The organism is Rhodococcus sp. AG1013, from assembly GCF_003350365.1.
Classification (GTDB): Bacteria; Actinomycetota; Actinomycetes; order Mycobacteriales; family Mycobacteriaceae; genus Prescottella.
In genome coordinates this window covers 50,519-77,507 of sequence record NZ_QQAT01000012.1, presented here as the reverse complement: position 1 = coordinate 77,507, position 26,989 = coordinate 50,519, and the positions used below count along the sequence as shown (strand labels likewise).

The 26,989-nt window shown below is 71.8% G+C and carries 1 protein-coding gene; it reads right to left on the bottom strand.

Going from position 1 to position 26,989, the window contains the following annotated elements:
* Window positions 1–121: 121 nt before the first annotated feature.
* Complete coding sequence (locus DEU38_RS15835) at window positions 122–26,989, bottom strand: non-ribosomal peptide synthase/polyketide synthase (RefSeq protein WP_114722362.1); 26,868 nt, start codon at window positions 26,987–26,989, stop codon at window positions 122–124.

The following is a 26,989-nucleotide window of genomic DNA, read 5'->3' as shown; positions in this document are numbered from 1 at the left end:
TCTCCAAACTGTGTGGACGGAAGGCGGTCCAGTGGGTTCGACGCTAGTCCCCGTACGCCTCCTCCGCTACGAATCGGCGGTGTTGGGGATGTATGCGAAGTTTGTTGTGGCAGGACCGATTTCAGTGCTCCACGAGGTAGTCCTCGAGCAGCGGGCCGATCTCGGCGAGCGCGGTCGGCTCGATCATCTGGTTGTGTTCGCAGTCGATCGTGAACTCGCGGATCCGGCCGGTGACCGCGGACTCCCAGACCTGCGGTGAATGCTCCGGCGCGTCGTGGTCGCTGCCGTCGCCGCGGCCGGCGGTGAAGAACAGCAGGTCCCCGTCGAACACCCCCGGCCGGTAGCGGTTCATGATCCGTGCCGACGTGGTGAAACCGTCGTTGATCCGCTTCAGATGGGCAGGCGTCAAACCCGTTTCCTGCCCGAGTGATTCGTTGAGCAGGTCGACGGCCTGCGCGTACGTGAGGTCGCGCACGTCGCTGTACGGCGTCAGGTCCAGCCCGAGGCCCTCGAGCAGTTCGATCACCGTCAGGTGCTCGGGTTCCTCCTCGTCCTCGGTCAGGTAGCTGTCCATGATCGCCAGCGTCGCGACTTCCTCTCCGGCGTGGCGGAGTTCGACGGCCATCGCGTGCGCGATCACGCCGCCGAGCGACCACCCGAGCAGGTGGTACGGGCCGTGCGGCTGCACGATGCGGATCTCCTCGACGTACCGGTGCGCGAGCTGCTGGACCGACTCGAAGTCCGGCCCCCCGCTCAGCAGCGGCAACTGCAGCCCGTACGCGGGCCGGTCCTTGGCCAGGTACTGCACCAGACCGGCGTATCCCCACGACAGCCCGATTCCCGGGTGGACGCAGAACAGTGGCGGGCGTTCCCCGCTGGGGCGCAGCGGAATCACCACGCCCAGCGCGTCGTCGACCGGCGACTCGCTGTGTCCGAGGTAGCCGACGGGCAGGTCGATCCGCTTCGCGAGCCCGGACGGTGTCGGGTCGAGGAACATCGTCTGCAGTGGGATCTGGCGGCCGAGCCGGGACTGCAGTTCGGACATGATGCGGGTCGCGATGATGGAGTTGCCGCCGAGATCGAAGAAGCTGTCGTCGATTCCGACGTGCTCGATGCCGAGGACCTCGGCGAACACCTCGGTGACGGCCCGCTCCGTCGCGGTGGTCGGCGGCCGGAACTCGGTGGTCAACGACGTGAATTCCGGGGCGGGCAGGGCCCGCCGGTCGAGCTTGCCCACCGGGGTCAGGGGAATCTCGTCCAGTACCACCACCGCGGACGGGACCATGTGCGCGGGCAGCTGCGCCGCGACGTGCGCGCGCAGTTCGCGCGATTCCACCGAATGCCCCTCGACGGGACGCACGTACGACGCGAGCAGGGTGTCGCCGGACGGCCCGGTGTGCCCGAGCGTCGCGGCGAACGTGACCGCCGGGTGCCGGGTGAGGACGGCGTCGATCTCGCCGAGTTCGATGCGGAAGCCGCGCACCTTGACCTGGAAGTCGGAGCGGCCGATGTACTCGATGGTGTGGTCGGGCCGCCACCGGACGACGTCGCCGGTGCGGTACATCCGGGTGCCGGGCTCACCGAAGGGGCTGGCGACGAACCGTTCGGCGGTGAGGCCGGGCCGGTTGTGATAGCCGCGCGCCAGTCCCGGGCCGGAGATGTACAGCTCGCCGGGCACCCCGATCGGGACCGGACGCAGGCGGCCGTCGAGGACGGCCTCGCGGAATCCGATCGCCGGGCCGCCGATGTTGACCACCTCGCCGGGCTGCATCGGTGCGCTGACGCTGGCCTGGATCGTGGTCTCGGTGGGACCGTAGCCGTTGAACATCCGGCGTCCGGGGGCCCACTTGGCGACCAGCTCCGGCGGGCAGGCTTCACCGGCGACGGCGAGGACCCGCAGCGATTCGAGACCCTCGTCCTCGATCGACGCGAGCGCGGTCGGGGTGATGAACCCGTGTGTGACGCCCTCGCGGGAGAGGAGTTCGGTCAGTTCGGTGCCGCCGTAGACGGTGGGCGGCACGATCACCAGGCGGGCGCCGGCACTGAACGCCATCATCATCTCGAACACCGAGGCGTCGAAGCTCGGCGAGGCGAGGTGCGAGACCCGCGACTGCGGGGTGACGGTGAACCGGTTCCGTTCCTCCGCGGTGAGGTTCGCGATCCCCAGGTGCGTGACGATGACGCCCTTGGGTAGCCCCGTCGACCCCGACGTGTAGATCAGGTACGCCGGATGGGCGAGGTGCAGCGGGGAGGTCCGGTCGTCGTCGGTGACCGGCGCCGCCGAGGCGGCCGCCATCTGCGCGTCGAGTTCGCCGTCGTCTACGACCAGCCACGGCACGGTGTCGGGCAGGCGTTCCCGCAGCGCCGACGTGGTCAGGCCGACCTTGCTGGCGGAGTCGGTGAGCATGTGCGCGATGCGTTCGGCCGGGTAGTTGGGATCGACCGGGACGAATGCGGCACCGGCCTTGGCGATCGCCCAGATCGACAGGATCTCCTCGGTCGAGCGGGGCATCCCGAGAGCCACGAAGGTCTCCGGGCCCACACCGCGACTGCTGAGCACCCGCGCCAGCCGGTTGGACTGCTCGTCGAGCTCGCGGTACGCGACGGTGCGGCCGAGGTAGGACAGCGCGACCGCGTCGGGGTCCACGGCGGCGGCACCGGACAGGAGTTCGGGCCACACGTGCGGCGAGACCGCGGTCTCCCCCGCCGCCGGCGCGAGCTCGTCGAGCTCCGCGGCATCGAGGATCTCGATGTCCCCGACCGGGCGGGTCGGATCGGCGGTAACGGCCTCGAGGACCCGTACGAAGCGTTCCGTGAACCCGCGGACGGTGTGCTCGTCGAACAGGTCGGTCGCGAAGTCGAGCGAGGCCTGGATCCCGGCGGGCGAGCCGTCTTCGGTGAAATCCTCCGCGAGAACGAGTTCGAGGTCCTCCTTGGCGACCTGGGCGTCGATGCCGACACCCTCGACGACGAGTCCGGGCAGCTCGAGCCGCGGCCGTTCGTTGTTCTGGAACTCGATGGAGACCTGGAACAGCGGCGAATAGGACGTGGACCGGGGCGGGTTGAGTTCCTCGACGAGGCGCTCGAACGGGACCTCCGCGTGTCCGAACGCGGCGAGGTCGGATTCGCGGATCTGCCGCAGGATGTGGTCGAACGATTCGCCGTGGCCGACCCGGGTGCGCAACACCAGGGTGTTGACGAACATGCCGACCAACTCGTCGAGCGCGACCTCGCCGCGGCCGGCGATGGGGGTGCCGATCGCGATGTCGTCGGTGTCGGCGAGCCGGGCGAGCAGCGTCGCCAGCGCCGCGTGCATCGCCATGAACATGCTCGCGCCGTGCCGGTGCGCGATCTCGGTGATCCGGGTGTGGAGTTCGGCGGGGACCTGGAACTCGATGCGCCCGCCGTGGAAGCTCTGCTGCACCGGCCGGGGGCGGTCGGTGGGCAGCTGGATGACGTCCGGCAGCCCGGCGAGTTCGCCGGTCCAGAACTCCAGCTGGCGGCGCAGCAGCGACTCGGGGTCGCTGTCCGAGCCGAGCAGTTCGTGCTGCCACAGCGTGAAGTCGGCGTACTGGACGGGCAGCGGCGTCCACTGCGGCACCGCACCGGCGGCGCGGGCGGTGTAGGCGGCCATCAGATCCCGGCCGAGCGGGGCCATCGAGTAGCCGTCGGCGCAGATGTGGTGGACGACGATCACCAACGCGTGGTCGGTCGGCCCGAGCCGCAACAGTTCCGCCCGCACCGGGGGCGCCACGGTGACGTCGAAACCGGCGGAGGCGAACGCGATGATCCGCTCGCGCAGCTCGGTCCCGTCGGACACCTCGATCGGGGTGAGATCGGTGAGCACCTCGCCGACCGGCACGACGCGCTGCGACGGGGCGCGGTCGACCACCGGGTAGGCGGTGCGGAGCGACTCGTGGCGTTCGAGGACGTCCCCCACCGCGGCGCGCAGCGCTTCGGCGTCGAGGTGTCCGCTCAGGTTGATCGCCATCGGAATGTTGTAGGCCGCCGACGCGGTGTCGAACTGGTTGATGAACCACATCCGCTGCTGGGCGAGCGAGAGCGGGATCCGGTCGGGCCGCTCGCGCCGGGTCAGTTCCGGGCGCCCGTACGCCGCGGTCGTCTCGCGTTCGCGCGAGATCCACTGCGCGAGGCCGTGGATGGTGGGCGCCTCGAACAGCGCGCGAACCGGGATGTCGGCGTCCAGGACGCCGCTGAGCCGGGCGGTGACCCGGGTCGCGATCAGCGAGTTGCCGCCCAGGTCGAAGAAGCTGTCCTCGATGCCGATCCGGTCGACTCCGAGGACCTCGGAGAAGATGTCGGACAGCGTGTACTCGAGCGGGTTGGTCGGCGCCCGGAACTCGCCGGTGGTGAACTCGAACTCCGGTTCGGGCAGCGCGGCGCGATCGAGCTTGCCGACGGGGGTGAGCGGGATCTCGTCGAGCACCGTGATCGAGGCCGGCACCATGTGCGACGGCAAGCGCGACGAGAGTCGGTCGGTCAGTGCGGACGTCACCACCGTCGCGTCGGCGCGGGGTACCACGTACGACACCAGCACCGTGTCACCGGCCGGTCCGGGCACCCCGAGGGTGACCGCGACGCTCACGGTGGGATCGGCCATCAGTTCGGTGTCGATCTCGCCGAGTTCGATGCGGAATCCGCGGACCTTGACCTGGAAGTCGGAGCGGCCGACGTATTCGATCGTGTGGTCCGGACGCCAGCGCACGATGTCGCCGGTGCGGTACATCCGGTCGCCCGGCTTGCCGAACGGGTTCGCGACGAAGCGTTCGGCGGACAGCCCGGGCCGACGGTGGTAGCCGCGGGCCAGCCCGAGGCCGGTGATGTACAGCTCGCCGGGGACGCCGACCGGGACCGGTTGCAGGCGTCCGTCGAGGACGAGTTCGCCGACACCGCGGATCGGCCCGCCGATCGTGATCGGATCGCCGGGGGTCATCGGCGCGCTGATGTTCGACATGATCGTCGTCTCGGTGGGGCCGTACGCGTTGTGCAGGTCCCGTCCGGGCGCCCACCGGGCGACCAGGTCCGGCGGGCAGGCCTCGCCGCCGAAGACGACGTGGGCGAAGTGGTCCAGGCCGGTGGGGTCGACCGTGCCGAGGGCCGCGGTGGTGATGAACGCGTGCGTGACACGCTCGGACGCGAGCAGGTGCGCGAGGTCGGCGCCGCCGAACACTGTGGGTTCGGCGATCACCATCGTCGCGCCCACCCCGAAGGCCTGCAGGTACTCGAACACCGCGCCGTCGAAGCTGGGGGTCGAGAAGTGCAGCGTCCGGGACTGCGCGGTCGCCCCGAGTCGTTCCTGCTGGTCGAGGGCGAAGTTGTCGAGTCCCTGATGGGTCACGACCACGCCCTTGGGCCGGCCCGTCGACCCGGAGGTGTAGACGACGTAGGCGGCGTGGTGCAGGCCGAGCGGGGCGGTGCGCTCGGCGGCGGTGACGGGTGCGTCGGAGTGCTGGTCGCACGCGGCCACGAACTCGGGATCCTCGAGCGTCAACCAGGTGACGGTGTCGGGCAACTCGTGCCGGTGCGCGGCGACGGTGAGCCCGAGCCCGGCCCCGGAGTCGGCCAGCATGTGCTCGATCCGTTCGAGCGGATAGTTCGGGTCGACCGGGACGAACGCGCCACCGGCCTTGGCGACCGCCCACACCGCGAGTACCGACTCGACGGACCGCGGAATACCGAGCGCCACATACGATTCCGGCCCGACGCCCTGGTCGATGAGGAACCGGGCGATGCGCGACGAACCCGTGTCGAGCTCTCGGTAGGTGACCTCGCGGCCGGAGAACGACAGCGCGATCGCGTCGGGGTCCAGGGCCGCGGCGTCGGCGAAGATCTCCGGCAGGGTCCGGGTGGACCCGCCGACGGCGCCGAGTACCGGTGCCAGCTCGCGCCGTTCGGGCTCGGTCAGCAGATCCAGCCGCGACAGCGGCTGGTCGGGGTCGGCGACGAGGCGGTCGAGCACCACCGCGACGCGGGTCGCGATCGACTCCACCGTGTCGCTGTCGAAGAACGCCGGGAAGTACTCGAACTTGAGGTTGAGGCTGCCGTTCACCGACGCGACCAGCGACAGCGGGTAGTGCGCGGCGTCGCGGCCGTCGATGCCGGTGACCCTCATGCCCGCGATGTCGGTGTCGGCGGTGAGCGCCTGCCGGTCCACGGGGTACGACTCGAACACCGTCAGCGTGTCGAACGTGGTGGCCGGCCCGGTGGCCTTCTGGATGTCGGCGAGACCGAGGTAGTGGTGGTCGAGCAGCGTGGCCTGCTCCCGCTGCACGCGGTCGAGGAGATCACCGAGCGTCTCCCCGGCGTCGAGGGTGACCCGGACGGGCAGCGTGTTGATGAACAGGCCGACCATGGACTCGATGCCGGGGATCTGCGGCGGCCGGCCCGAGACGGTGCCGCCGAACAGGACGTCGCTGCGCCCGGTCATCGCGCCCAGGACGATGCCCCACGCGACCTGGACGACGGTGTTCAGGGTCAGGCCCCGCTCCCGGACGAGGGAGCGCAGCGTGTCGGTCTGTGCCGGTGACAGCGCGAGTTCGAACTCCTCGGTGCCCGTCGTGGCCCCGCCGCCGGGGGCGGTCGGCGCCAGCAGGCTCGGCTCCTCGAGTCCGGCGAGCGCGCGCCGCCACGCGTCGGTCGATTCGGTGGTGTCCTGTCGCGCCATCCACGCGAGGTAGTCGCGGTACGGGTGCACGCGGGGCAGCGCCGAGGCGTCGCCGTCGGTGGCGTACAGCGTCAGCAGGTCCCGCAGCACCAGCGGCGTGGACCAGCCGTCGAGCAGGATGTGGTGGTTGGTGATGACCAGCCGGTGGTCCCCGTCACCCAGGTCGACCAGCGTCATCCGGATCGCCGGGGCCGTCGTCAGGTCGAACTTGGTGAGGCGGTCGGCGAGGGTGAGCTCGGCGAACCGGCGGGCGCGCGCCGCGGGGTCGAGCCGCGAGAGGTCCACCTCGGTCCAGGGCAGCTCCACCCGTTCCGGGATCACCTGGACCGTGCCGACGGCCTCCGCGGCCCGGTGATCGGGCTGGACGAAGGCAGCCCGCAGGTTCGGGTGCCGGTCCAGCAGCGCCTGTCCGGCCCGCCACAGCCGGTCGGTGTCGACCGTTCCGCCCAGTGAGAGGGTCAACTGGACGAGGTACGCGTCGACGGACTCGTCGGAGTACGCGGCGTGGAAGTGCAGGCCGGACTGCAGCGGCGACAGCGACCACACGTCGGCGAGGTTCGGGAAACGGCTCTCGAGTGCGTCGATGGACCCCTGGTCGAGCCGCACCAGATCCAGGTCCGACGGTGTCAGTCCGCCCGCACCCGGATGCTCGGCGTGCCGCGCCAGCGCGGACAGTGCCCGGACCCACAGGTCCGCCAGTTCGCCGACGTCGACCGACGCGAGGACACCGCGTGGGAACGCCCACGTCGCCCGCAGGCGCGGTCCGTCCGGTGTCTCGGTGACCACCGCATTGACGTCGAGGACGCTCGCGACGGGCAGCGACGCGTCGGGGGCGTCGTCGAGTTCGGTATCGCCCACCGGCAGCCACCCGACGTCACCGGCGCCGGCCGTGCCGCCGAGCCTGCCCAGGTAGTTGAAGCTGACCTGCGGAACCGGCAACGCGGCGAGCACGGGGGCGGTCTGCGGGTTGAGGTAGCGCAGCATGCCGAACCCGATGCCGTGATCCGGGATCGTGAGCAGCTGCTCCTTGACCGCCTTCATCGCCGCACCGGCGGCCGGGCCGGCCGCGAACGCGTCGTCGACATCGATGCCGCCGATATCGAGCCGGACCGGGAAGATCGTCGTGAACCAGCCGACGGTGCGGCCCAGGTCGGCGCCGGCCAGCACCTGATCCTCGCGGCCGTGTCCCTCGAGATTCACCAGTGCGGTGCCGGTGTCGTGGCCGCGGGTGCGGCGCCACCGGGTGAGCGCCATCGCGAGCGCCGCCAGCAGGCCGTCGTTGACGTTGCCGTGGTACGCGTTCGGCACGGTGGTCAGCAGCGCCTCGGTCACCGCGGCGGGCACCTCGACGGACACCTTGTCGACGGTCCCGGTGACATCGACGGACGGATCGAGCGGCCGCGCGCCGATCACCGGGTCGTCGGTGGACAGGGCGGACCGCCACAGCTCGAGCTCGCGGTCGCGGCCCGGGGAGCCGCCGACCGCGGCGTCGGCCAGCGCGTGCGCCCACCGCCGCAGGGAGGTACCGGTGGCCGGCAGGTCGGGGACCTCCCCGGCCGCGACGGCCGACCACGCGGCCGCCAGATCGGGCACGAGGATCCGCCACGAGACACCGTCGACGGCGAGATGGTGGACCACCAGCAGCAGCCGCCCGCCGCGCGGGCCGGCGTCGAACCAGACCGCCTGCAGCAGGACACCGGTCGCCGGATCGAGGCGGCCCGCCGCCCCGTCCAGTGCCGCGGCGGCCGCGGCGGTGAAGGCCGGGCCGGTCAGCTCGTCGACCGGCACCCGCGTGAGGAGGTCGGCGGCGGACACCGAGCCGACGGGCCGGACCTGCATGCTGGGCTCGCCGTGGTCGAGCGACTGCAGCAGCGCCCGCAGCATGTCGTGCCGGTCCACCACGGCCTGCAGGGTCCGCTCGAGCCGATCCCGGTCGACGGCGGCCGGCAGGGCCAGCAGCGCGGTCTGTGTGTACCGGCGGATGGCGTCGCCCGGCCCGCGGCCCAGCAGCCAGCGCATGATCGGGGTGAGCGGGAACTCGCCGACACCGCCGCCGGGCAGCTCCTCGAGGTGCACCGGTGTCTCGCCGCCGGCGGCGACCGACACGGCGGCAAGGCCGGCGACGGAGCGGTGTTCGAACACGTCCCGCGGCGAGAACGCGATTCCCGCGGCCTTGGCCCGCGAGACCAGCTGGATCGACATGATGCTGTCGCCGCCGAGCGCGAAGAACGAATCGTCCACGCCCACCGAATCGAGCCCGAGGACCTCGGCGAACAGGTCGGCGAGCACCCGTTCCGCCTCGGTCTGCGGGGCGCGGCCGATCGTGGTGCGGGCCCCGAAGTCCGGTTCCGGCAGGGCCTTGCGGTCGAGCTTGCCGTTCGCGGTGAGCGGGAGTTCGTCGAGCACCACGAGGGCGGCCGGCACCATGTACGAGGTCAGCTCGGCGCCGACCTGGTCGAGCACGTCCTGTGGGTCGAGATCGAATCCCTGTTCGCGGACCGTGTAGCCGACCAGCCGCGCGGCACCGTGATCGCCCTCGTGGACGGTCACCACCGCCTGCGCCACCCCCGGGTACCGCAGCAGCGCCGACTCGATCTCGCCGAGCTCGATGCGGAACCCGCGGATCTTGACCTGGAAGTCGCTGCGGCCCAGGTATTCGAGGCGGCCGTCGCGGTTCCAGCGGGCCAGGTCGCCGGTGCGGTACATGCGCTCGCCGGGCGCCCCGAACGGGTCGGCGACGAACCGCCCCGACGTGAGGGCGGCGCGGCCGAGGTAGCCGCGGGTGAGCTGGTCGCCGGCGACGTACATCTCGCCGGTCACCCCGGCCGGGACCGGGTGCAGGCGTTCGTCGAGGACCACCACCCGCAGGCCGGGGATCGCGCGTCCGATCACGCTCGCGTTCGCCTCCGCCGCGTAGTCGCGGTCGAGGTCGAGCCGGGTGACGTGCACGGTGGTCTCGGTGATGCCGTACATGTTGACCAGGCGCGGCGCGGTGTCCGGGTGCCGCGCGTACCACCGTCCGAGCTGGCCCAGATCCAGCGCCTCGCCGCCGAAGATGACGTAGCGCAATGCCAGTTCCGCAGTGTCCGTCAAGGTTTCGCCGGCCAGCCGGTCGGCCTCGGCGAGCTGGTAGAAGGCGGTCGGGGTCTGGTTGAGCACCGTCACCCGCTCGGCGCGCAGCAGGTCGAGGAACATCTCCGGCGAGCGCGCGGTGTAGAAGTCGACCACGACGAGGCGGCCACCGTGCAGCAGCGGCCCCCACAGCTCCCACACCGAGAAGTCGAACGCGTACGAGTGGAACATCGTCCACACGTCGGTCTCGTCGAACCCGAACGTCGCGGCGGTGTTCTCGAAGAGGGTCAGCACGTTGCGGTGGGTGACCTGCACCCCCTTGGGCCGCCCCGTCGATCCGGAGGTGTAGATGACGTACGCGACGTCGTCGGGGCGCAGCGGGACCCGGCGGTCGGCGTCGGTGACCGGACGGTCCGGCAGCGCAGCGAGCGCGTCGATCACCGCGGCGTCGTCGAGGCGCACCAGCGGCACGTCGGTGGGCGGGATCGCCTCGGCGTCGGCCTCGGTGGTCAACACGCACACCGGCGCGGAGTCCTCGAGCATGAACGCGAGCCGATCCGCCGGGTAGGTGACATCGATCGGCAGGTAGCCGGCCCCCGCCTTGATCACGGCGAGCAGCGCGACCACCAGATCCAGCGACCGCGGCAGCGCCACCGCCACGAGCGACTCGGGGGCCACCCCGAGCGCGACGAGGTGCCGGGCGAGGCGGTTGGCCCGCCCGTCGAGCTCGGCGTAGCTGAGGGTCAGCCCGTCGAAGGTGAGCGCCTCGGCGTCCGCGAACCGGGCCGTGGTCACCGCCAGCCGGTCGGCGAGCGTGGCCTCCGGCGCGCGGGACCCCGCGGCGTTCCAGTCCCGCAGCAGCACGGCGAGCTCGGCGTCGGTGGCGATGCCGACGTCGCCGGTCGGACGGCCCGGGTCGGCGGTCAGGGCCTCGACCAGGCCGACGAACCGCTCCGCCAGTTCGGCGACCGTGTCGGCGTCGAACAGATCCGTCGCGTACGTGAAGGCCGCGGTGATACCGGCCGGGACGCCCCGCTCGTCGTGGCGTTCGGCGAGCGTCAGCTGGAGGTCGAACTTGGCGACGGCGAGCTCCGCGTCCACCGGTTCGGCGGTCAGGCCGGGCAGCTCCAGGCGGGGCAGCTCGTTGTTCTGGAACTCGAGCATCACCTGGAACAGCGGCGAGTGCGCCGTCGACCGCTCGGGAGCCAGGACGTCGACGAGCCGCTCGAACGGCAGATCCGCGTGCCCGAACGCCGCCAGGTCGAACTCCTTGGTCCGGGCCAGCAGTTCCTCGAACCCGTCGGCGGGGGCGACACGGCTGCGCAGCACCAGCGTGCCCACGAACATGCCCACCAGGTTGTCGAGTTCGGCCTCGCCGCGGCCCGCAATCGGGGTGCCGATCGCGATGTCGTCGCTGCCGCTCAGCTTGGCGAGCAGCACCGCCAGCGCGGCGTGCGCGGCCATGAACATCGTCGCGCCGCCGCGGCGGGCGAGGTCGGCGAGCGAGCGGTGCACGTCGGCGGGAATCGCGAAGTGCACGCGGGCACCGTCGAAGCTCTGCTGCACCGGCCGGGGCCGGTCGGTGGGCAGGGTGATCGCCTCGGGCAGACCGGCCAGCGCGTCGGTCCAGAACGCCAGCTGGCGGTGGACCAGCGATTCCGGGTCGTCCTCCGAACCGAGCACCTCGCGCTGCCACAACGCGAAGTCCGCGTACTGCACCGGCAGCGGCGCCCACTGCGGCAGGTGCCCGCCGGTGCGGGCCATGTACGCGGTCATGACGTCACGAGCCAGCGGGGCCATCGAGAACCCGTCCGCGCAGATGTGATGCACCACGATCGCCAGCACGTGCTCGGTGGGGCCGAGCCGGAGCAGTTCGGCCCGCACCGGCACCGCCGCGGTGACGTCGAAGCCGCGGGAGATCAGCGCCGACACCCGTGCCGGCACCTCGTCCGGCGGAACGTCGATCACGGTCAGATCCGGGGCTGCCTCGGCGGCCGGGACGATCTGCTGCACCGGACCCCCGTCGCGGGACGGGAAGAACGTCCGCAGCGACTCGTGCCGGTCGAGGACGTCGCGGACCGCGACTCGCAGCGCGGCCGCGTCGAGGTCCCCGGACAGCCGCACCGCCAGCGGGATGTTGTAGGCGGCCGAGTCGGTGTCGAACTGGTTGATGAACCACATCCGCTGCTGCGCCAACGACAACGGCACCCGGTGCGGTCGCGCCATCGGCACCAGCGCCGGCCGGGAGGCCGCCGTCCCCTGGTTCCGCTCGATCCAGCGGGCGAGTTCGTGCGCGGTCGGCGCCTCGAACAACGAGCGCACCCCGACGTCCACGCCGAGTGCGGCGGCGAGCCGGGCGGTGACCCTGGTCGCGATCAGCGAGTTGCCGCCGAGCTCGAAGAAGCTGTCGTCGACACCGATCCGCTCCAGGCCGAGGACCTCGCCGAACACCTCGGTGACGGTCTGCTCGGTGGGGGTGGTCGGCGCCCGGAACGTCGTCGCGGCCGGCAGGAACTCGGGTTCCGGCAGCGCCGCGCGGTCGAGCTTGCCGATCGGGGTCAGCGGGAGCTCGTCGAGGACCATGATGCTCGACGGCACCATGTGGACGGGCAGTCGTGCCGCGGCGTAGTCCCGCAGCTCGCCGGGCTCGGGTCGCGCGTCCGCGTTGGGCAGCACGTATGTCACCAGCGCGGTGTCGCCGCCGGGTCCGGGCCGGCCGAGCGTGACCGCGAAGCGGATCGCCGGATGGTCGCCGAACGCGGTGTCGATGTCGCCGAGTTCGATGCGGAAGCCGCGCACCTTGACCTGGAAGTCGGAGCGACCGATGTACTCGACGGTGTGATCGGGTCGCACCCGCACCACGTCGCCGGTGCGGTACATGCGCTCGCCCGGCGCGCCGTGCGGGTTGGCGACGAACCGTTCCGCGGTCAGACCCGGCCGACGGTGGTAGCCGCGCGCCAGTCCGCACCCGGCGATGTACAGCTCGCCCGGCACGCCGACCGGGACCGGCCGCAGGCTCGGGTCGAGGACGAGTTCGGTCACACCCCGCAGCGGGGCGCCGATCGTGACGGTCTCCCCTGTCACCAGCGGTGCGCTGGCGTTCGCGATCACCGTCGTCTCGGTGGGTCCGTAGCCGTTGTAGAAGCGTCGACCGTGCGCCCAGCGGGCCACCAATTCCGGCGGGACCGCCTCGCCGCCGACCATGACCTCGACCAGCTCGTCGAGGTCTGAGGGCTCCACGGTGGCGGCGGCGGCGGTGGTGAGCCACGTATGCGTGACGTGCTGCTCGCGGATCAGCTCGGCGAGCTCGCTGCCGCCGTACACGGTGGTCGGTGCGATCACCATGGTCGCGCCCGCGCCGAACGCCAGCAGGTAGTCCAGGACCGCCGCGTCGAAGCTCGGTGTCGAGAAGTGCAGGGTCCGCGACGACGGCCGCGTCGCGAAGCGCGCCAGGTAGTCCTCGGACAGGTTGTCCAGACCCTCGTGCGAGAGGACGACGCCCTTCGGGATGCCGGTGGTGCCGGACGTGTAGATCACGTAGGCGGGATGGGCCAGTCGCAGTGGCACCGTCCGGTCCGCATCGGTGACCGGTGCCGCCGGTGTCGCAGCGCAGCGCGCGCCGAAGCCGGCGTCGTCGAGCACGTGCCACGGCACGGTGCCCGGTAGCCGGTCGCGGGACCCGGTCACCGTCAGACCGACGTCGGCGCCGGAATCGTCGAGCATGAAGGCGATGCGTTCGGACGGGTAGTTCGGGTCGACGGGGACGAACGCGGCGCCGGTCTTGGTGACCGCCCACACCGCGACGATCGACTCGATCGACCGTGGGATTCCCAGGGCGACGAACGATTCCGGCCCGATTCCCTCCTCGACCAGCAGGCGCGCCAGCCGGTTCGACCGTTCGTCGAGCTCGCGGTAGGACACCTCGGCGGCGCCGGAGACCAGCGCGACCGCGTCGGGGTCCGCGGCGGCGGCGTCGGTGAACAGGTCGGGCAGGGTCCGCACGGATCGCCCGGGACGCCCCCGCAGCGGCACCAGTTCGGCCCATTCCTCGTCGGAGAGCAACCGCAGCCGGGCCAGCGTGCACTGCGGATCCTCGGCGACGTCGGCGAGGATCCGGGCGACGCGGTCCGCGAGCGCCTGCGCGGTGGTGCGGTCGAACAGGTCCGGCAGGTATTCGAGCTTCATCCGCAGCCGGTCGTCGGCGTTCGCGACCAGCGTCAACGGGTAATGGGCGGCGTCGGTCCCCTCGTGGATGTGGACCAGCCGCAGGCCGGCGATGTCCGCGTCGGCGACCGCGGACCGGTCGACCGGGTACGACTCGAACACGGTGAGGGTGTCGAACGCGAGCGCCGGTCCGGCCGCGTTCTGGATCTCGGTCAACCCCACGTGGTGGTGGTCGAGCAGCCCGGCCTGCTCGGCCTGCACCCGGCGCAGCAACTCGCCCACGGACTCGCGCGGGTCGAGGCGCACCCGCACCGGGAGCGTGTTGATGAACAGGCCGATCATCGACTCGATGCCGGGGATGTGCGGCGGCCGGCCCGACACCGTGCCGCCGAAGACGACGTCGTCGCGGCCGGTGAGCGCGCCGAGCACGATCGCCCACGCGGCCTGCACCATCGTGTTGAGCGTGACACCCAGCTGGCGGCCGATCACGACGAGCCGGCCGGTGCCGGCCGCGTCCAGCGCCGTCTCCACCGCGTCCGGCATCGTGGACTGCTCGCGGGCGCGGTCGAGCGGTGCGAGCAGGGTCGGCTCCTCGATCCCGGTGAGGGCGTCCGTCCAGGCCCGCAGCGAGTGTGTGGAGTCCTGGGCGGCGATCCAGGCCAGGTAGTCGCGGTACGGATGCACCCGGGGCAGCGCGGAGGCGTCGCCGTCGGTGGCGTACAGCGTCAGCAACTCCTGCATCATCAGCGGCGTCGACCAGCCGTCGAGCAGGATGTGGTGGTTGGTGAGCACCAGCCGGTGCTCGTCGGGTCCGGTGCGCGCCAGCAGGAACCGGATCAGGGGCGCGGCGGCCATGTCGAACCGCTGCGCCCGGTCGGCGGCCAGCAGCCGGGACAGCTCCGTCGCCCGCACCGGCTCGTCGAGTTCGGAGAGATCCACCTCGGTCCACGGCAGCTCGGCGCCGTCGACGATCACCTGGACCGGCGTCCCGTCGGTGGAGTGCACGAACGCGGCCCGCAGGTTGGGGTGCCGGTCGAGCATCGCCTGACCCGCGCGCCGCAGGCGCTGCGGATCGGCGCCCCGCACGTCGAGCATCATCTGCACCATGTAGGCGTCGACGGACTGTTCCGCGATCTGCGCATGGAACAGCAGGCCGGACTGCAGCGGGGAGAGCGACCACACGTCGGCGAGTGCGGGGAAGCGCTGTTCGAGACGCTCGATCTCGACCTGGTCGAGCGCGACCAGATCCAGGTCGGACGGTGTCGCGCCGCCCGCGCCCGGCCGGGACACGTGCCGGGCGAGCGCGATCAGTGCCTCGGTCCACAGGTCCGCCAACTCCCCCACCTCGGCGGCCGTCAGCACACCGGCCGGGAACGCCCAGGTGGCCCGGATCCGGGAGCCGTCCCGGCCGTCGGTGGTGACGGCGTTGATGTCGAGGACCGACGCGACGGGCAGATCGGCGTCCTGCAGGATCCCCAGGTCGGCGTCGTCGGTCGGCACCCAGCCCGCGTCGCGTTGATCGTCGGGCACGCTCGCGGTGAGCCGGCCCAGATAGTTGAAGCTGACCTGGGGGGCGTGCAGGCCGCCGAGGTCCTGCTCACCGTCCGGATCGAGGTAGCGCAGCATCCCGTAGCCGATGCCGTGGTCCGGAACGGCGAGGAGCTGCTCCTTGACCGCCTTCACCGCGGCGCCGGCGCCACGGCCGCCGGTGAACGCGTCGTCGACGTCCACCCCGGTGAGGTCCAGCCGCACCGGGAACAGGGTGGTGAACCAGCCGACGGTCCGGCCCAGGTCGGCGCCCGGCAGCACGTGGTCCTCGCGCCCGTGCCCCTCGAGGGTGACCAGCGCGTCGTCGTTGTCGACCCCGCGACCGCGGCGCCACCGGACCAGCGCGAGCGCCAGCGCGGTCAGCAGGCCGTCGTTGACGCTGCCGCGGAACGCGTCCGGCACGGTCGTCAGCAGTGCCTCGGTGACGTCCGGGGACACCTCCACGGTGACACTCTCGACCGTCGCCGCGACATCGACCGCGGGGTCGAGAGGACGCGACCCCAGGACCGGGTCGGGGCCGGCGAGCATCCCCCGCCAGAGATCCAGCTCGCCGCGGCGCTCCGGTGCGGCATCGACGAGGCCGTGCGCCCACCGGCGCATCGACGTCCCCACCGGCGCGGGAGCCGGCTGCTCACCCGCGACGATCCGCGCCCACGCGATCGCCAGGTCCGGAACCAGGATCCGCCAGGCCACCCCGTCCACGACCAGGTGATGAACGACGACGAGCAGGCGTCCGCGGTCGGTGCGGGAGTCCAGCCACACCACCTGGACCATCTCACCGGCCGCGGGATCGAGCCGGTCCTCGGCGGCATCGAGTTCGGCGCGCACGATCTCCGCGAACGCGTCGGTGCCGGGGGTCGCCCCGTCGACGTCCACGCGGCGGATCAGCCCCTCCGCGTACACCGATCCCGGCGGCGGCACCGTCATGCGGTGCTCGCCGGGACGGGTGCGGGCGCGGAGCATGTCGTGCCGGTCCAGGACCGCCTGCAACGCGCCCGCGAGGCCGGCCTCGTCGAGTCCGTCGGGCGCGGTGAGCAACGCCGCCTGCGAGAACCGGTCGTGATGGCCGCCGCGGCCGAGTAACCAGTGCGCCACCGGCAGCAGCGGCACGTCACCGAGCCCGCCACCGTCGAGTTCGGTCAGCACCGTCTCGCCGGGGCCCGACTGGGCGACGGCGGCCAGCGCCGCGATCGTCTTGTGCTCGAAGACGTCCCGCGGTGAGAAGTGCAGGCCGAGCGCCTTCGCCCGCGAGACCAGCTGGATCGACATGATGCTGTCGCCGCCGAGCGCGAAGAACGAATCGTCCACGCCGACCGCGTCGAGACCCAGGACGTCCGCGAACAGCCCGGCCAGATCCTGCTCGCGTGGCGACCGCGGCGCCCGGCCGGTCGTGACGCGCGTCCCGAAGTCCGGCGCCGGCAGCGCCTTGCGGTCCACCTTGCCGGCCGGGCCCAGCGGCAGCCGGTCGAGCACGGTCACCGCGGACGGCACCATGTACGACGGCAGCAGCGTCCCGACGAACTCGGTGATCTCGCCGGCATCGAGTTCGGCGCCGGGTTCGGGCACGACGTAGCCCGCCAGCCGGCTCGCGGGACCGGCCCCGTCGACGGTGACGACGGCCGTCGCGACCCCGTCGTGGCGGCGCAGCGCGGACTCGATCTCGCCCAGCTCGATGCGGAACCCGCGGATCTTGACCTGGAAGTCGGTGCGGCCCAGATACTCGAGCTGCCCCGACCCGTTCCAGCGGACCAGGTCGCCGGTGCGGTACATCCGTTCGCCGGGCCCGCCGAACGGGTTCGCGACGAAGCGCTCGCCGGTGATGCCGGGGCGGTCGTGGTAGCCGCGGGCCAGCCCGGTCCCGAGCACGTACAGTTCGCCGGGCACCCCGCCGGGCACCGGGTGCAGGCGCGAGTCGAGCACCACCGCGCCGGCGCCCATCGGTGGCCGGCCGATCGTGACCGGCACCCCGACGGCGAGTGGTTCGCTGACGGCGGCGACGACGGTGGCCTCGGTGGGCCCGTACGCGTTGAACATCCGCCGCCCCGGCGCCCACTGCGCGACCAGTTCCGGCGGGCACGCCTCGCCGCCGGTGACCACGCATTCGATCCGGTCCAGCCCGGTCGGGTCCACCGACCCGAGTGCGGCCGGGGTCACGAACGCATGAGTCACGGCGCCGGCGCGCAGCACGTCCCGCAGTTCGTCACCGCCGAGCACCGTCGGCGGCGCGACCACCATCGTCGCGCCCGCCCCGATCGCCAGCAGCAGTTCCAGGATCGAGGCGTCGAAGCTCGGTGACGAGAAGTGCAGGGTCCGCGACGCCGGCGTCACCCCGAACCGGGTCCGTTCCTCGGCCGCGAAGTTCGCCAGGCCACGGTGCGAGACGACGACGCCCTTCGGGGTGCCGGTCGATCCGGACGTGTAGATCAGGTAGGCGGGATGGTCGAGGAGCAGCGGCCGGATCCGGTCCGCGTCGGTGATCGACCCGGCCGGCTGACGGCGCACCTCCTGCCGGACGTCCCTGTCGTCGAGCACGATCCAGTCGGTGGCCTGCGGCAGGGTGTCGCGGTGCGCGGTGGTGGTGAGGCCGACGGCGGCTCCGGAATCGGTGAGCATGTGCGCGATCCGGTCCGGCGGGTAGTTCGGGTCCACCGGCACGAACGCCGCCCCGGTCTTGGCCACCGCCCACGTCGCGGTCACCGACTCGAGCGACCGGGCCAGGGCGAGGGCCACCACCGATTCCGGGCCCACCCCGCGCTCGATCAGCAGCCGGGACAGTCGATCCGACCGGGAGTCCAGTTCGCGGTACGACAGCTCGCGCCCTTCGAACACCACCGCGGTGGACTCGGGATCGATGACGGTCGCGGCCGCCAACAGTTCGGGCAGGGTGCGGGCGGGCACGCCGGCGCCGCCGCTCACCGGGGCGAGGGCCGCCCGCTCGTCGCTGGTGAGCAGGTCGACGTCGCCGACCCGGGTGGTCGGATCGGCCGTGACCGCGCGCAGCACCGCCGTGAACCGTTCGGCGAGCCGGGCGACGGTCGCGGGATCGAAGAGATCGGTCGCGTACGTGAATCCGGCGGTGATCCCTTCCGGTTCCCCGGACTCGGCGAAATCCTCGGTCAGCGTGAGCTGCAGATCGAAGTTCGCGATCTCGGCCGCGGCGTCCACGGTCGTGACGGTCAGCCCGGGCAGTTCGAGTCGCGGCCGGTCGGTGTTGCGGAACTCGAGCATCACCTGGAACAGCGGCGTGTGCGCTGTGGAGCGTTCCGGGGCGAGCGCGTCGACCAGCCGCTCGAACGGCAGGTCGGCGTGGTGGAAGGCGTCGAGGTCGGAGTCGCGGACACCGGCGAGCAGCGCCGAGTAGGTGGCGTCGGGATCGAACCGGCTGCGCAGCACGAGGGTGTTGACGAACATGCCGACGAGGTCGTCGAGCGCCGCCTCCCCGCGACCGGCGATCGGGGTGCCGACCGCGACGTCGTCGGTGTCGCCCAGCCGGGCCAGCAGCGCGGCCAGGGCGGCGTGCACCGCCATGAACACCGTCGAATTGTGGCCGCGGGCGATCGCGACCAGGCGCCGGTGCGTGTCGTCGTCGATGCGGAAGTCGTGGACCGCGCCCCGCATCGAGCGTTCCGCGGGCCGCGGTCGGTCGGTCGGCAGCGCCAGCACCTCCGGGAGCCCGTCGAGGGTGCGGGCCCAGTAGTCGAGCTGGGTCGAGAGCAGGCTGTCGGGGTCGTCGGTGCTGCCGAGCACGCGGTGCTGCCACAGCGCGTAGTCGGCGTACTGCACTGGCAACGGCTCCCAACCCGGCATCTCCCCTACGGCGCGGGCCACGTAGGCGGTCATGAGATCCCGCGCGAGCGGGGCCATCGAGAAGCCGTCGGCGCAAATGTGGTGGACGACGATGACGAGCACATGGCTGTGCGGGGCCAGCCGCAACAGCAGCGACCGGACGGGCGGGGCGAGCGTGACGTCGAATCCGGTGCCCCCGAACTCCGCGATCCGCTCCGGCGCCTCGGTCTCGGACACCGTGACCGGCTCCAGGTCGGGGACGACGGCCGCGGTGGGCAGCACCACCTGGGTGGGCTCGCCGTCGACCATCGGGAACCGGGTGCGCAGCGATTCGTGCCGGTCCAGGACGTCGGCGATCGCGGCCCGCAACCCGTCCCGGTCGAGGTCGCCGTCGAGGCGCACCGGCAGCACGACGTTGTACGCCGGCGAGGTGGTGTCGAACTGGTTGATGAACCACATTCGCTTCTGCGCCAGCGACACCGGCACCGGGGTGGGCCGCTCCCCCGCCGACAGCGGTGGCCGGTCGGCGCCGCGGGTACCCGCGGACGCGATCCGCAGCGCCAGCGCGGACACGGTGGGGGCGTCGAAGACCTCGCGCACCCCGACCCGGGTGTCGAGGGCGGTGTTGACGCGCGCGACCAGCCGGGTCGCGGTGAGCGAGTTGCCGCCCAGGTCGAAGAAGCTGTCGTACACCCCGACCCGGGGCGCGCCGACCAGTTCGGCGAAGATCGACGCCAGGATCTCCTCGACCGGGGTGCGCGGCGCAACGAATTCGGTTTCCGCGGAATGGAACTCGGGGGCGGGCAGGGCGCCGCGGTCGAGCTTGCCGGTGGCACCGAGCGGGAACTCGTCGACGACGAGGATCTGGGCCGGCACCATGTACGCGGGCAGCGACTCGGCGACCGCGTCCCGGAGGGCGGCGGGGTCGACCGTCGCGTCCGGATCGGCGATGACGTAGCCGATGAGCGCCTCGCCGATGATCTCGTCGCGGCGCACCACGACGACGGCCTGCGCCACCCCCGGCTGCGCGAGCAGCGCCGACTCGACCTCGCCCAGTTCGATCCGCAGGCCGCGGAGCTTGACCTGGAAGTCGGTCCGGCCGAGGTAATCGAGTGAGTAGTCGAGTCGCCCCGATCTCTTCCAGCGCACCACGTCGCCGGTGCGGTACATCCGCGAGCCGGGCGGCCCGAACGGGTCGGCGACGAACCGCTCCGCGGTCAGGTCGGGGCGGCCGACGTACCCGCGGGCCAGCTGGACACCCGCGAGGTACAGCTCGCCGGGCACGCCCACCGGGACCGGATGTAGCCGCGAATCCAGCACGAACACCTGCGTGTTCCACACCGGCGCACCGATCGGCACGCTCACCCGATCGGCGTCGGTGTACTGCCGGTACGTGACGTCGACCGCCGCCTCGGTGGGGCCGTACAGGTTGTGCAGGTCGGCACCGGACGCGGCGGCGAACTCCGCGAATGCGGCCGCCGTCGCGGGCGGCAGCGCCTCGCCGCTGCAGAACACCATCCGCAGCGACCGGCACTGCGCCGGCCGGCCGCCGACGACGAACGCCGCGAGCATCGACGGCACGAAGTGCGCGACGGTGACCTGACGATCCTCGATCAGCTGGGACAGGTAGGCGGGATCGCGGTGCCCGTCGGGGATCGCGATCGCCAGGCTCGCGCCGGTCTGCAACGGCCAGAAGAACTCCCACACCGAGACGTCGAAGGTCGCGGGTGTCTTCTGCACCACCACGTCGGACGCGGTGAGCCGGTACTGCCCCTGCATCCACGACAGCCGGTTCACGATCGCGCGGTGGCTCACCGCCACACCCTTGGGTCGTCCGGTGGAGCCCGACGTGTAGATGACGTACGCGACGTCGTCCGGGCGCAGCGTGGCGCGGCGTTCCTCGGGGCGGATCGGGCTGTCGTCGCGGTCGCCGAGGTCGAGCCCGTCGATCTCCACGACGTCCACACCGGCGGGCATCCGCCCGCGGTCCCGTCGGGTGCCGAGCACGCACACCGGTTGCGAGCTGTCGAGCACGTACTCGGTGCGGGCGAAGGGATGGTCCGGGTCGAGCGGAACGTAGGCGCCGCCCGCCTCGACGACCGCGTACATCGCGACGAGCAGGTCGAACGAGCGCCGGATCGACAGGGCGACCCGGGTGTCCGGTCCCACCCCGCGCTCGATCAGTTCGCGGGCGAGCCGGTGCACGCGGGAGGCGAACTGCGCGTAGGTCAGTTCCTCGTCGCCGAACGTGAGCGCGACCGCGTGCGGGGTGCGGCGCACCTGCGCGTCGAACAGGCCCGCGAGGGTGCTCACGGGCACCGCGTGACCGGTGGCGTTCCATTCGCCGAGCACCAGTTCGCGTTCCCCGTCGACGAGGACGTCGATGTCGCCGACCCGGACCGCGGTGTCGACGGTGATCGACTCGAGGATCCGCACGAAGCGGTCCGCGAACCCTGCCACCGTCGACGGATCGAACAGATCGGTCGCGTACGACACCGTCGCGTCGATGCTGCCGGGCCGGCCCTCCTCGTCGGTGCTCTCGGTGAGGATCCACTGCATGTCGAACTTGGCTGTGCCGGTATGAACCTCGGAGACCTCGACCGCGAGACCGGGCAGTTCCAGTCGGTTCTGGTCGGCGTTGTCCGAGCCCTGCAGCACCAGCATCACCTGGAACAGCGGCGAGTACGCGCCCGACCGTGTCGGATCGAGCACCTCGACCAGTCGCTCGAACGGCACGTCGGTGTTGCCGAGGGCGGCCAGGTCGGTGGCGCGGGTGCGGGCCAGCAGATCGCTGAACGTGGACGCGGGCTCCACCTGGGTGCGCAGCACCAGCGTGCCGGCGAACATGCCGATCAGGTCGTCGAGTTCGGCCTCGCCGCGGCCCGACACCGGGGAGCCGATCGAGATGTCGGAGGTGCCGCTCGATCGGGCGAGCAGCACCGCGAGGGCGGCGTGCAGCACCATGAACAGGCTCGCCTCGTACTCGCCGGCCACGTCGAGCAGGCGGCGGTGCAGATGCGGCGCGATCGTGAAGTCGGCTTCGGCACCCCGCATCGACTGCTGCGGCGGCCGGGGCCGGTCGGTGGGCAACTCGAGCAGGTCGGGCGCACCGGCCAGTTCGCCACGCCAGTGGTCCAGTTGACGCGAGACCAGACTGTGCGGGTCGTCCTCCGCGCCCAGCAGGTCGCGCTGCCACAGCGAGTAGTCGGTGTACTGGACCGCGAGCGGCGACCATTCGGGCGGTGTGCCCGCGGCGCGGGCACCGTAGGCGACCATCACGTCCCGCGCCAGCGGCGCCATCGACAGCCCGTCCGCGGCGATGTGGTGCACCACGAGCGTCAGGACGTGCTCGGTCGGTCCGAGCCGCCACAGGTTCGCCCGCACCGGCGGCGCCGACGTCACGTCGAACGCCGCCGTCGCGGCGGCCGTCATCCGCTGCGGCAGTTCGTCCTCGGTCACGGTGACCGGTTCGAGGTCGGGTGCGACCTGCGCGGTCGGGCGCACCGACTGGACCGGGCCGTCCGGGGTGTTGGGGAACACCGTCCGCAACGCCTCGTGCCGCTCGAACACGTCCGTGAGCGCGGTGCGCAGGGCCCGGACGTCGAGATCACCCGTCATCTTCACCGCGATCGGAATGTTGTACGCCGCGGAGGTGGGGTCGAACTGGTTGACGAACCACATTCGCTGCTGCGCCGCCGAGACCGGCACCGGCCCGTCGTGGTCGCGTGGCACCAGCGGCGGCCGCGCCCCGTGGCCGGGGCCGGCGGCCTCGACGCGGGCGGCGAGTTCACCGACGGTGGGGGCCTCGAACAGATCGAGGACGCCCAGTTCGGTGCCGAGGGTCGCGTTGATGCGGGCCACGATGCGGGTCGCGGTGAGCGAGTTGCCGCCCAGGTCGAAGAAGCTGTCGGTGGTGCCGATCCGTTCGATGCCCAGCAGTTCGGAGAACACGCCGGCGATCTTCTTCTCGTCGAGCGTGCTCGGCGCCCGGAATTCGCCGGTGCCCGTGTCGAATCGGGGTTCCGGCAGGGCGCGCCGATCCAGCTTGCCCGCCGGGGTCAGCGGCAGCGACTCGAGCACGACGACGCTGGCGGGCACCATGTGCGGGGGCAGCACGTCCGCGACGTGGGTGATGACGTCGCCGCCGAGCCGATTGCCGGCACCGCCGGCGTGGAGGTCCTGGTTGCTGTCGGGCTGGACGTAGGCCACCAGGAGGGTGTCCCCGGCCGGCCCCACGAAACCGGTCGCGAGCGCGAACCCGACCTCGGGGTGCGAGCGCAGCGCGGCCTCCACCTCGCCGAGTTCGATGCGGTAGCCGCGGATCTTGATCTGGAAGTCGGTGCGGCCGAGATACTCGAGCGTGTACTCGCGTCCGCCCGATCGCTTCCAGCGCACCAGGTCGCCGGTCCGGTACATGCGGTCGCCGGCGGGGCCGAACGGGTTCGCGACGAAACGCTCGCCGGTGATACCGGGACGGTCGTGGTAGCCGCGGGCCAGCCCGTCGCCGTACACGTAGAGTTCGCCCGCCACGCCGACCGGCACCGGGCGCAGCCGGCCGTCGAGCACCAGCGCCCCGGTCCCGAGCGGTGGACTGCCGATCGTGACGTCGCGGCCCACCTCGAGCGGTGCGGACACGCTCGACACCACCGTTGCCTCGGTGGGGCCGTACGCGTTGAACATCCGGTGCCGGGGCGCCCACTGTTCGACCAGGTACGGCGGGCAGGCCTCACCGCCGGTCACGACGCACTCCAGATCGGTGAGCGCCACCGGATCGACCGACCCGAGCGCGGCGGGTGTCACGAACGCGTGGGTGACGTGCTCCTGCCGCAACAGCCGGGTCAGTTCGGCGCCACCGTAGATCGTCGGCGGCGCGATCACCATGGTCGCGCCCGCGCCGAACGCGAGCATCAGTTCCAGCACCGACGCGTCGAAGCTCGGTGACGAGAAGTGCAGGGTCCGCGACTCGTTCCGCACCCCGTACCGGACCCGTTCGTCCTCGGCAAAGTTCGCCAGGCCCCGATGGGTCACCGCGACGCCCTTCGGGGTGCCGGTCGATCCCGACGTGTAGATCAGATAGGCGGGATGGTCGATGCGGATGCCGGCGATCCGGTCGGCGTCGGTGACCGGATCGGTCGGCCACTGGCGCACCTGCTCGGCGAAGCCCGGCGCATCGAGCACCAGCGTCGCGACGGTGTCGGCGACCGCGTCGGTGTGCGCCGCGACCGTCAGCGCCAGGACCGCACCGGAGTCGGTGAGCATGTGCTCGATCCGGTCGGCCGGATAGTTCGGGTCCACGGGAACGAACGCCGCGCCGGTCTTCGCGACCGCCCACACCGACGTCACCGACTCGATCGACCGCGGCATCGACAGCGCCACCACCGTCTCGGGACCCACCCCTCGCGCGATCAGCATGCGCGCCAACCGGTTCGACTGCTCGCCGAGTTCGCGGTAGGTGACGTCCCGGCCCTCGTACGTCAGCGCGACCCGATCCGGGTCCCGGCGTGCGGCGCCGTCGAGCAGATCGGCCAGGGTGCGCGGTGTGACGCCGTCGCCTCCCCACACCCCGGACAGTGCCCGACGTTCGTCGTCGCCGAGCAGGTCGATGTCGGCGACAGTGGTGGACGGATCGTCGAGCACCGCGTCGAGCACCTGGACGAAACGCGACGCGAGCGCCTCGATGGTCTCGCGGTCGAACATGTCCGTCGCGTACGCGAACGAGGCGTCCATCCCGTCCTGCACGCGGTCGGCGCCGTCGGCATCGAATCGCTGCTCGACGGTCAGGCGCAGGTCGAGCGCGGACAGGTCGGGCCCCGCGTCCGCGCCCCGGACGAACAGATCGTCGAGCTCGAGGTGGGGGGTGCGTCCGTCGCGGAACTCGAGCATCACCTGGAACAGCGGCGAGTGCGCGTTCTCCCGGGTCCGGTCCAGCGCCTCCACCAGCTGCGCGAACGGGGTCTCGGCGTGCCGGAACGCAGCCAGGTCGGATCTGCACACGGCGGTGAGCAGTTCGTCGAACGTGATCCCCGGCGGCAGTGTGGTGCGCAGGGCGAGCGTGTTGACGAATACGCCGCCCGCGGCGCGGCCGGCGACCGGCGTCCCGATCGCGATGTCGTCCACATCGGCCAGACGCGACAGCAACACCGCCAGGGCCGCGTGCACGGCCACGAACACCGTGCACCCGCGCTCGGCGGCCAGCTCCGTCAGGGCCCGGTGGGCGTCCGGCGCGATCACGAAGTCCACCCGGTCGCCGTCCAGCGCGCGGCGCGACGGGCGTGGGCGATCGGACGGTAGCGACAGGATGTCGGGCAGCCCCGCCAGCTCGCGGGACCAGAACTCGAGCTGCGCCGCGGTCCGCAACAGCTGCGCCCCCACCGCCGAGCTCTCCGTATGGATGTCGGCGACGCGGGTCTCGGGGGCCGCGAGGACGAACTCGTCGATCAGCTCGAGGAACCGCCGGTGGTGGGTGCGCAGCGCATCCTCGGTGTAGCGCCCGGGGTTAGCCCGGAATTCGACGAATGTCCTTGTCGGGGTTCCACTCTGGACGAAGTTGATCAGCAGGTCCTCGACCGGTCCCGACGTGACGATGTGATACTCGCCGACGATCGGCCCCAGTGTCATCTGCTGGTGGAACAGCATCACGTTGACCATCGGGCCGGCCAGCCCTCGCGCGGTGCCGGTCAACCCTGCGTCGCGGCGGATGTCCTCGATGCTGCACCGCTGGTGCCGCAGCGCGCCCATCAACTCCAGTTGGATCCGTCCGACGACGTCGGCGACGGTGTCGTTGGGCAGCACCGTCGCCCGCAGCGGCGCGACGTTGACGAGCATGCCGCCCGACCGCTGCAACGGGGCGGTGGTCCGCGCCGACACCGGCATGTTGACCAGCACGTCCGTGCGGCCGGTCATCCGGCTCAGGTAGCACGCGAAGGCCGCGATCAGCACCGCCGCCGGGGTGGCCTCGAGGCGCCGGTCGGTGGTGTCGAGGGCCTCGATCACCGCCGCGGGCAGCGGGGCGCTCGCGACCCGGCTGACGGCCTCGACCGGCGCGTCGTGCTCGGCGAGGGAGGACCCGGACTCGATGCCGGCGATGTGGTCGGCCCAGTACTCGCGGTCGGCCTGGAATCGGCTCGACGCCCGGTACTTCTGGTCGATTGCGAGGAGTTCGCGAAGATCGAGGGCCCGATTGGGTTCGGGTTCACGATGTTCCACGGCCGCGGTGTAGAGCGCCGCGATGCGGTTCGCCATGGTCATGCCGCTGTAGCCGTCGAGGGCGACGTGGTGAATTCTCGTGTACCACAAATAGTCTCGGTCGCCGATCCGCAGGATCGTCATGTCGATGAGACGATCCCGGGTCAGGTCGATCGGGACCGAGTGGTCGTGGTCCATCCACTCACGGGCCGCGGCCATCGGGTCGGGATGCTCACGCAGGTCGATCCGGCCGATCGAGGTGTCGATGTCGGGATCGAGCAGTTGCCAGGGTTCGCCGTCGACGTCGACCAGGCGCAGGAACGGCGACTGGAACTCCTCCGCCACCACCACCGCGCACCGGCCGAGCAGGTCGAGGTCGAGGTCGCCGTGCAGCGCCACATACTGTGCGATGAAGATCGGAACGCTCGGCCGGAGTTGCTGGGCGAACCACATACTCCGCTGCACCGAGGACAGCGGAAAAGCCTCGGTGGGTAGATCCGGATGATCGGAACCGCGTGAGCCGGGTTCCCGAGATCCTGACAACGTCAT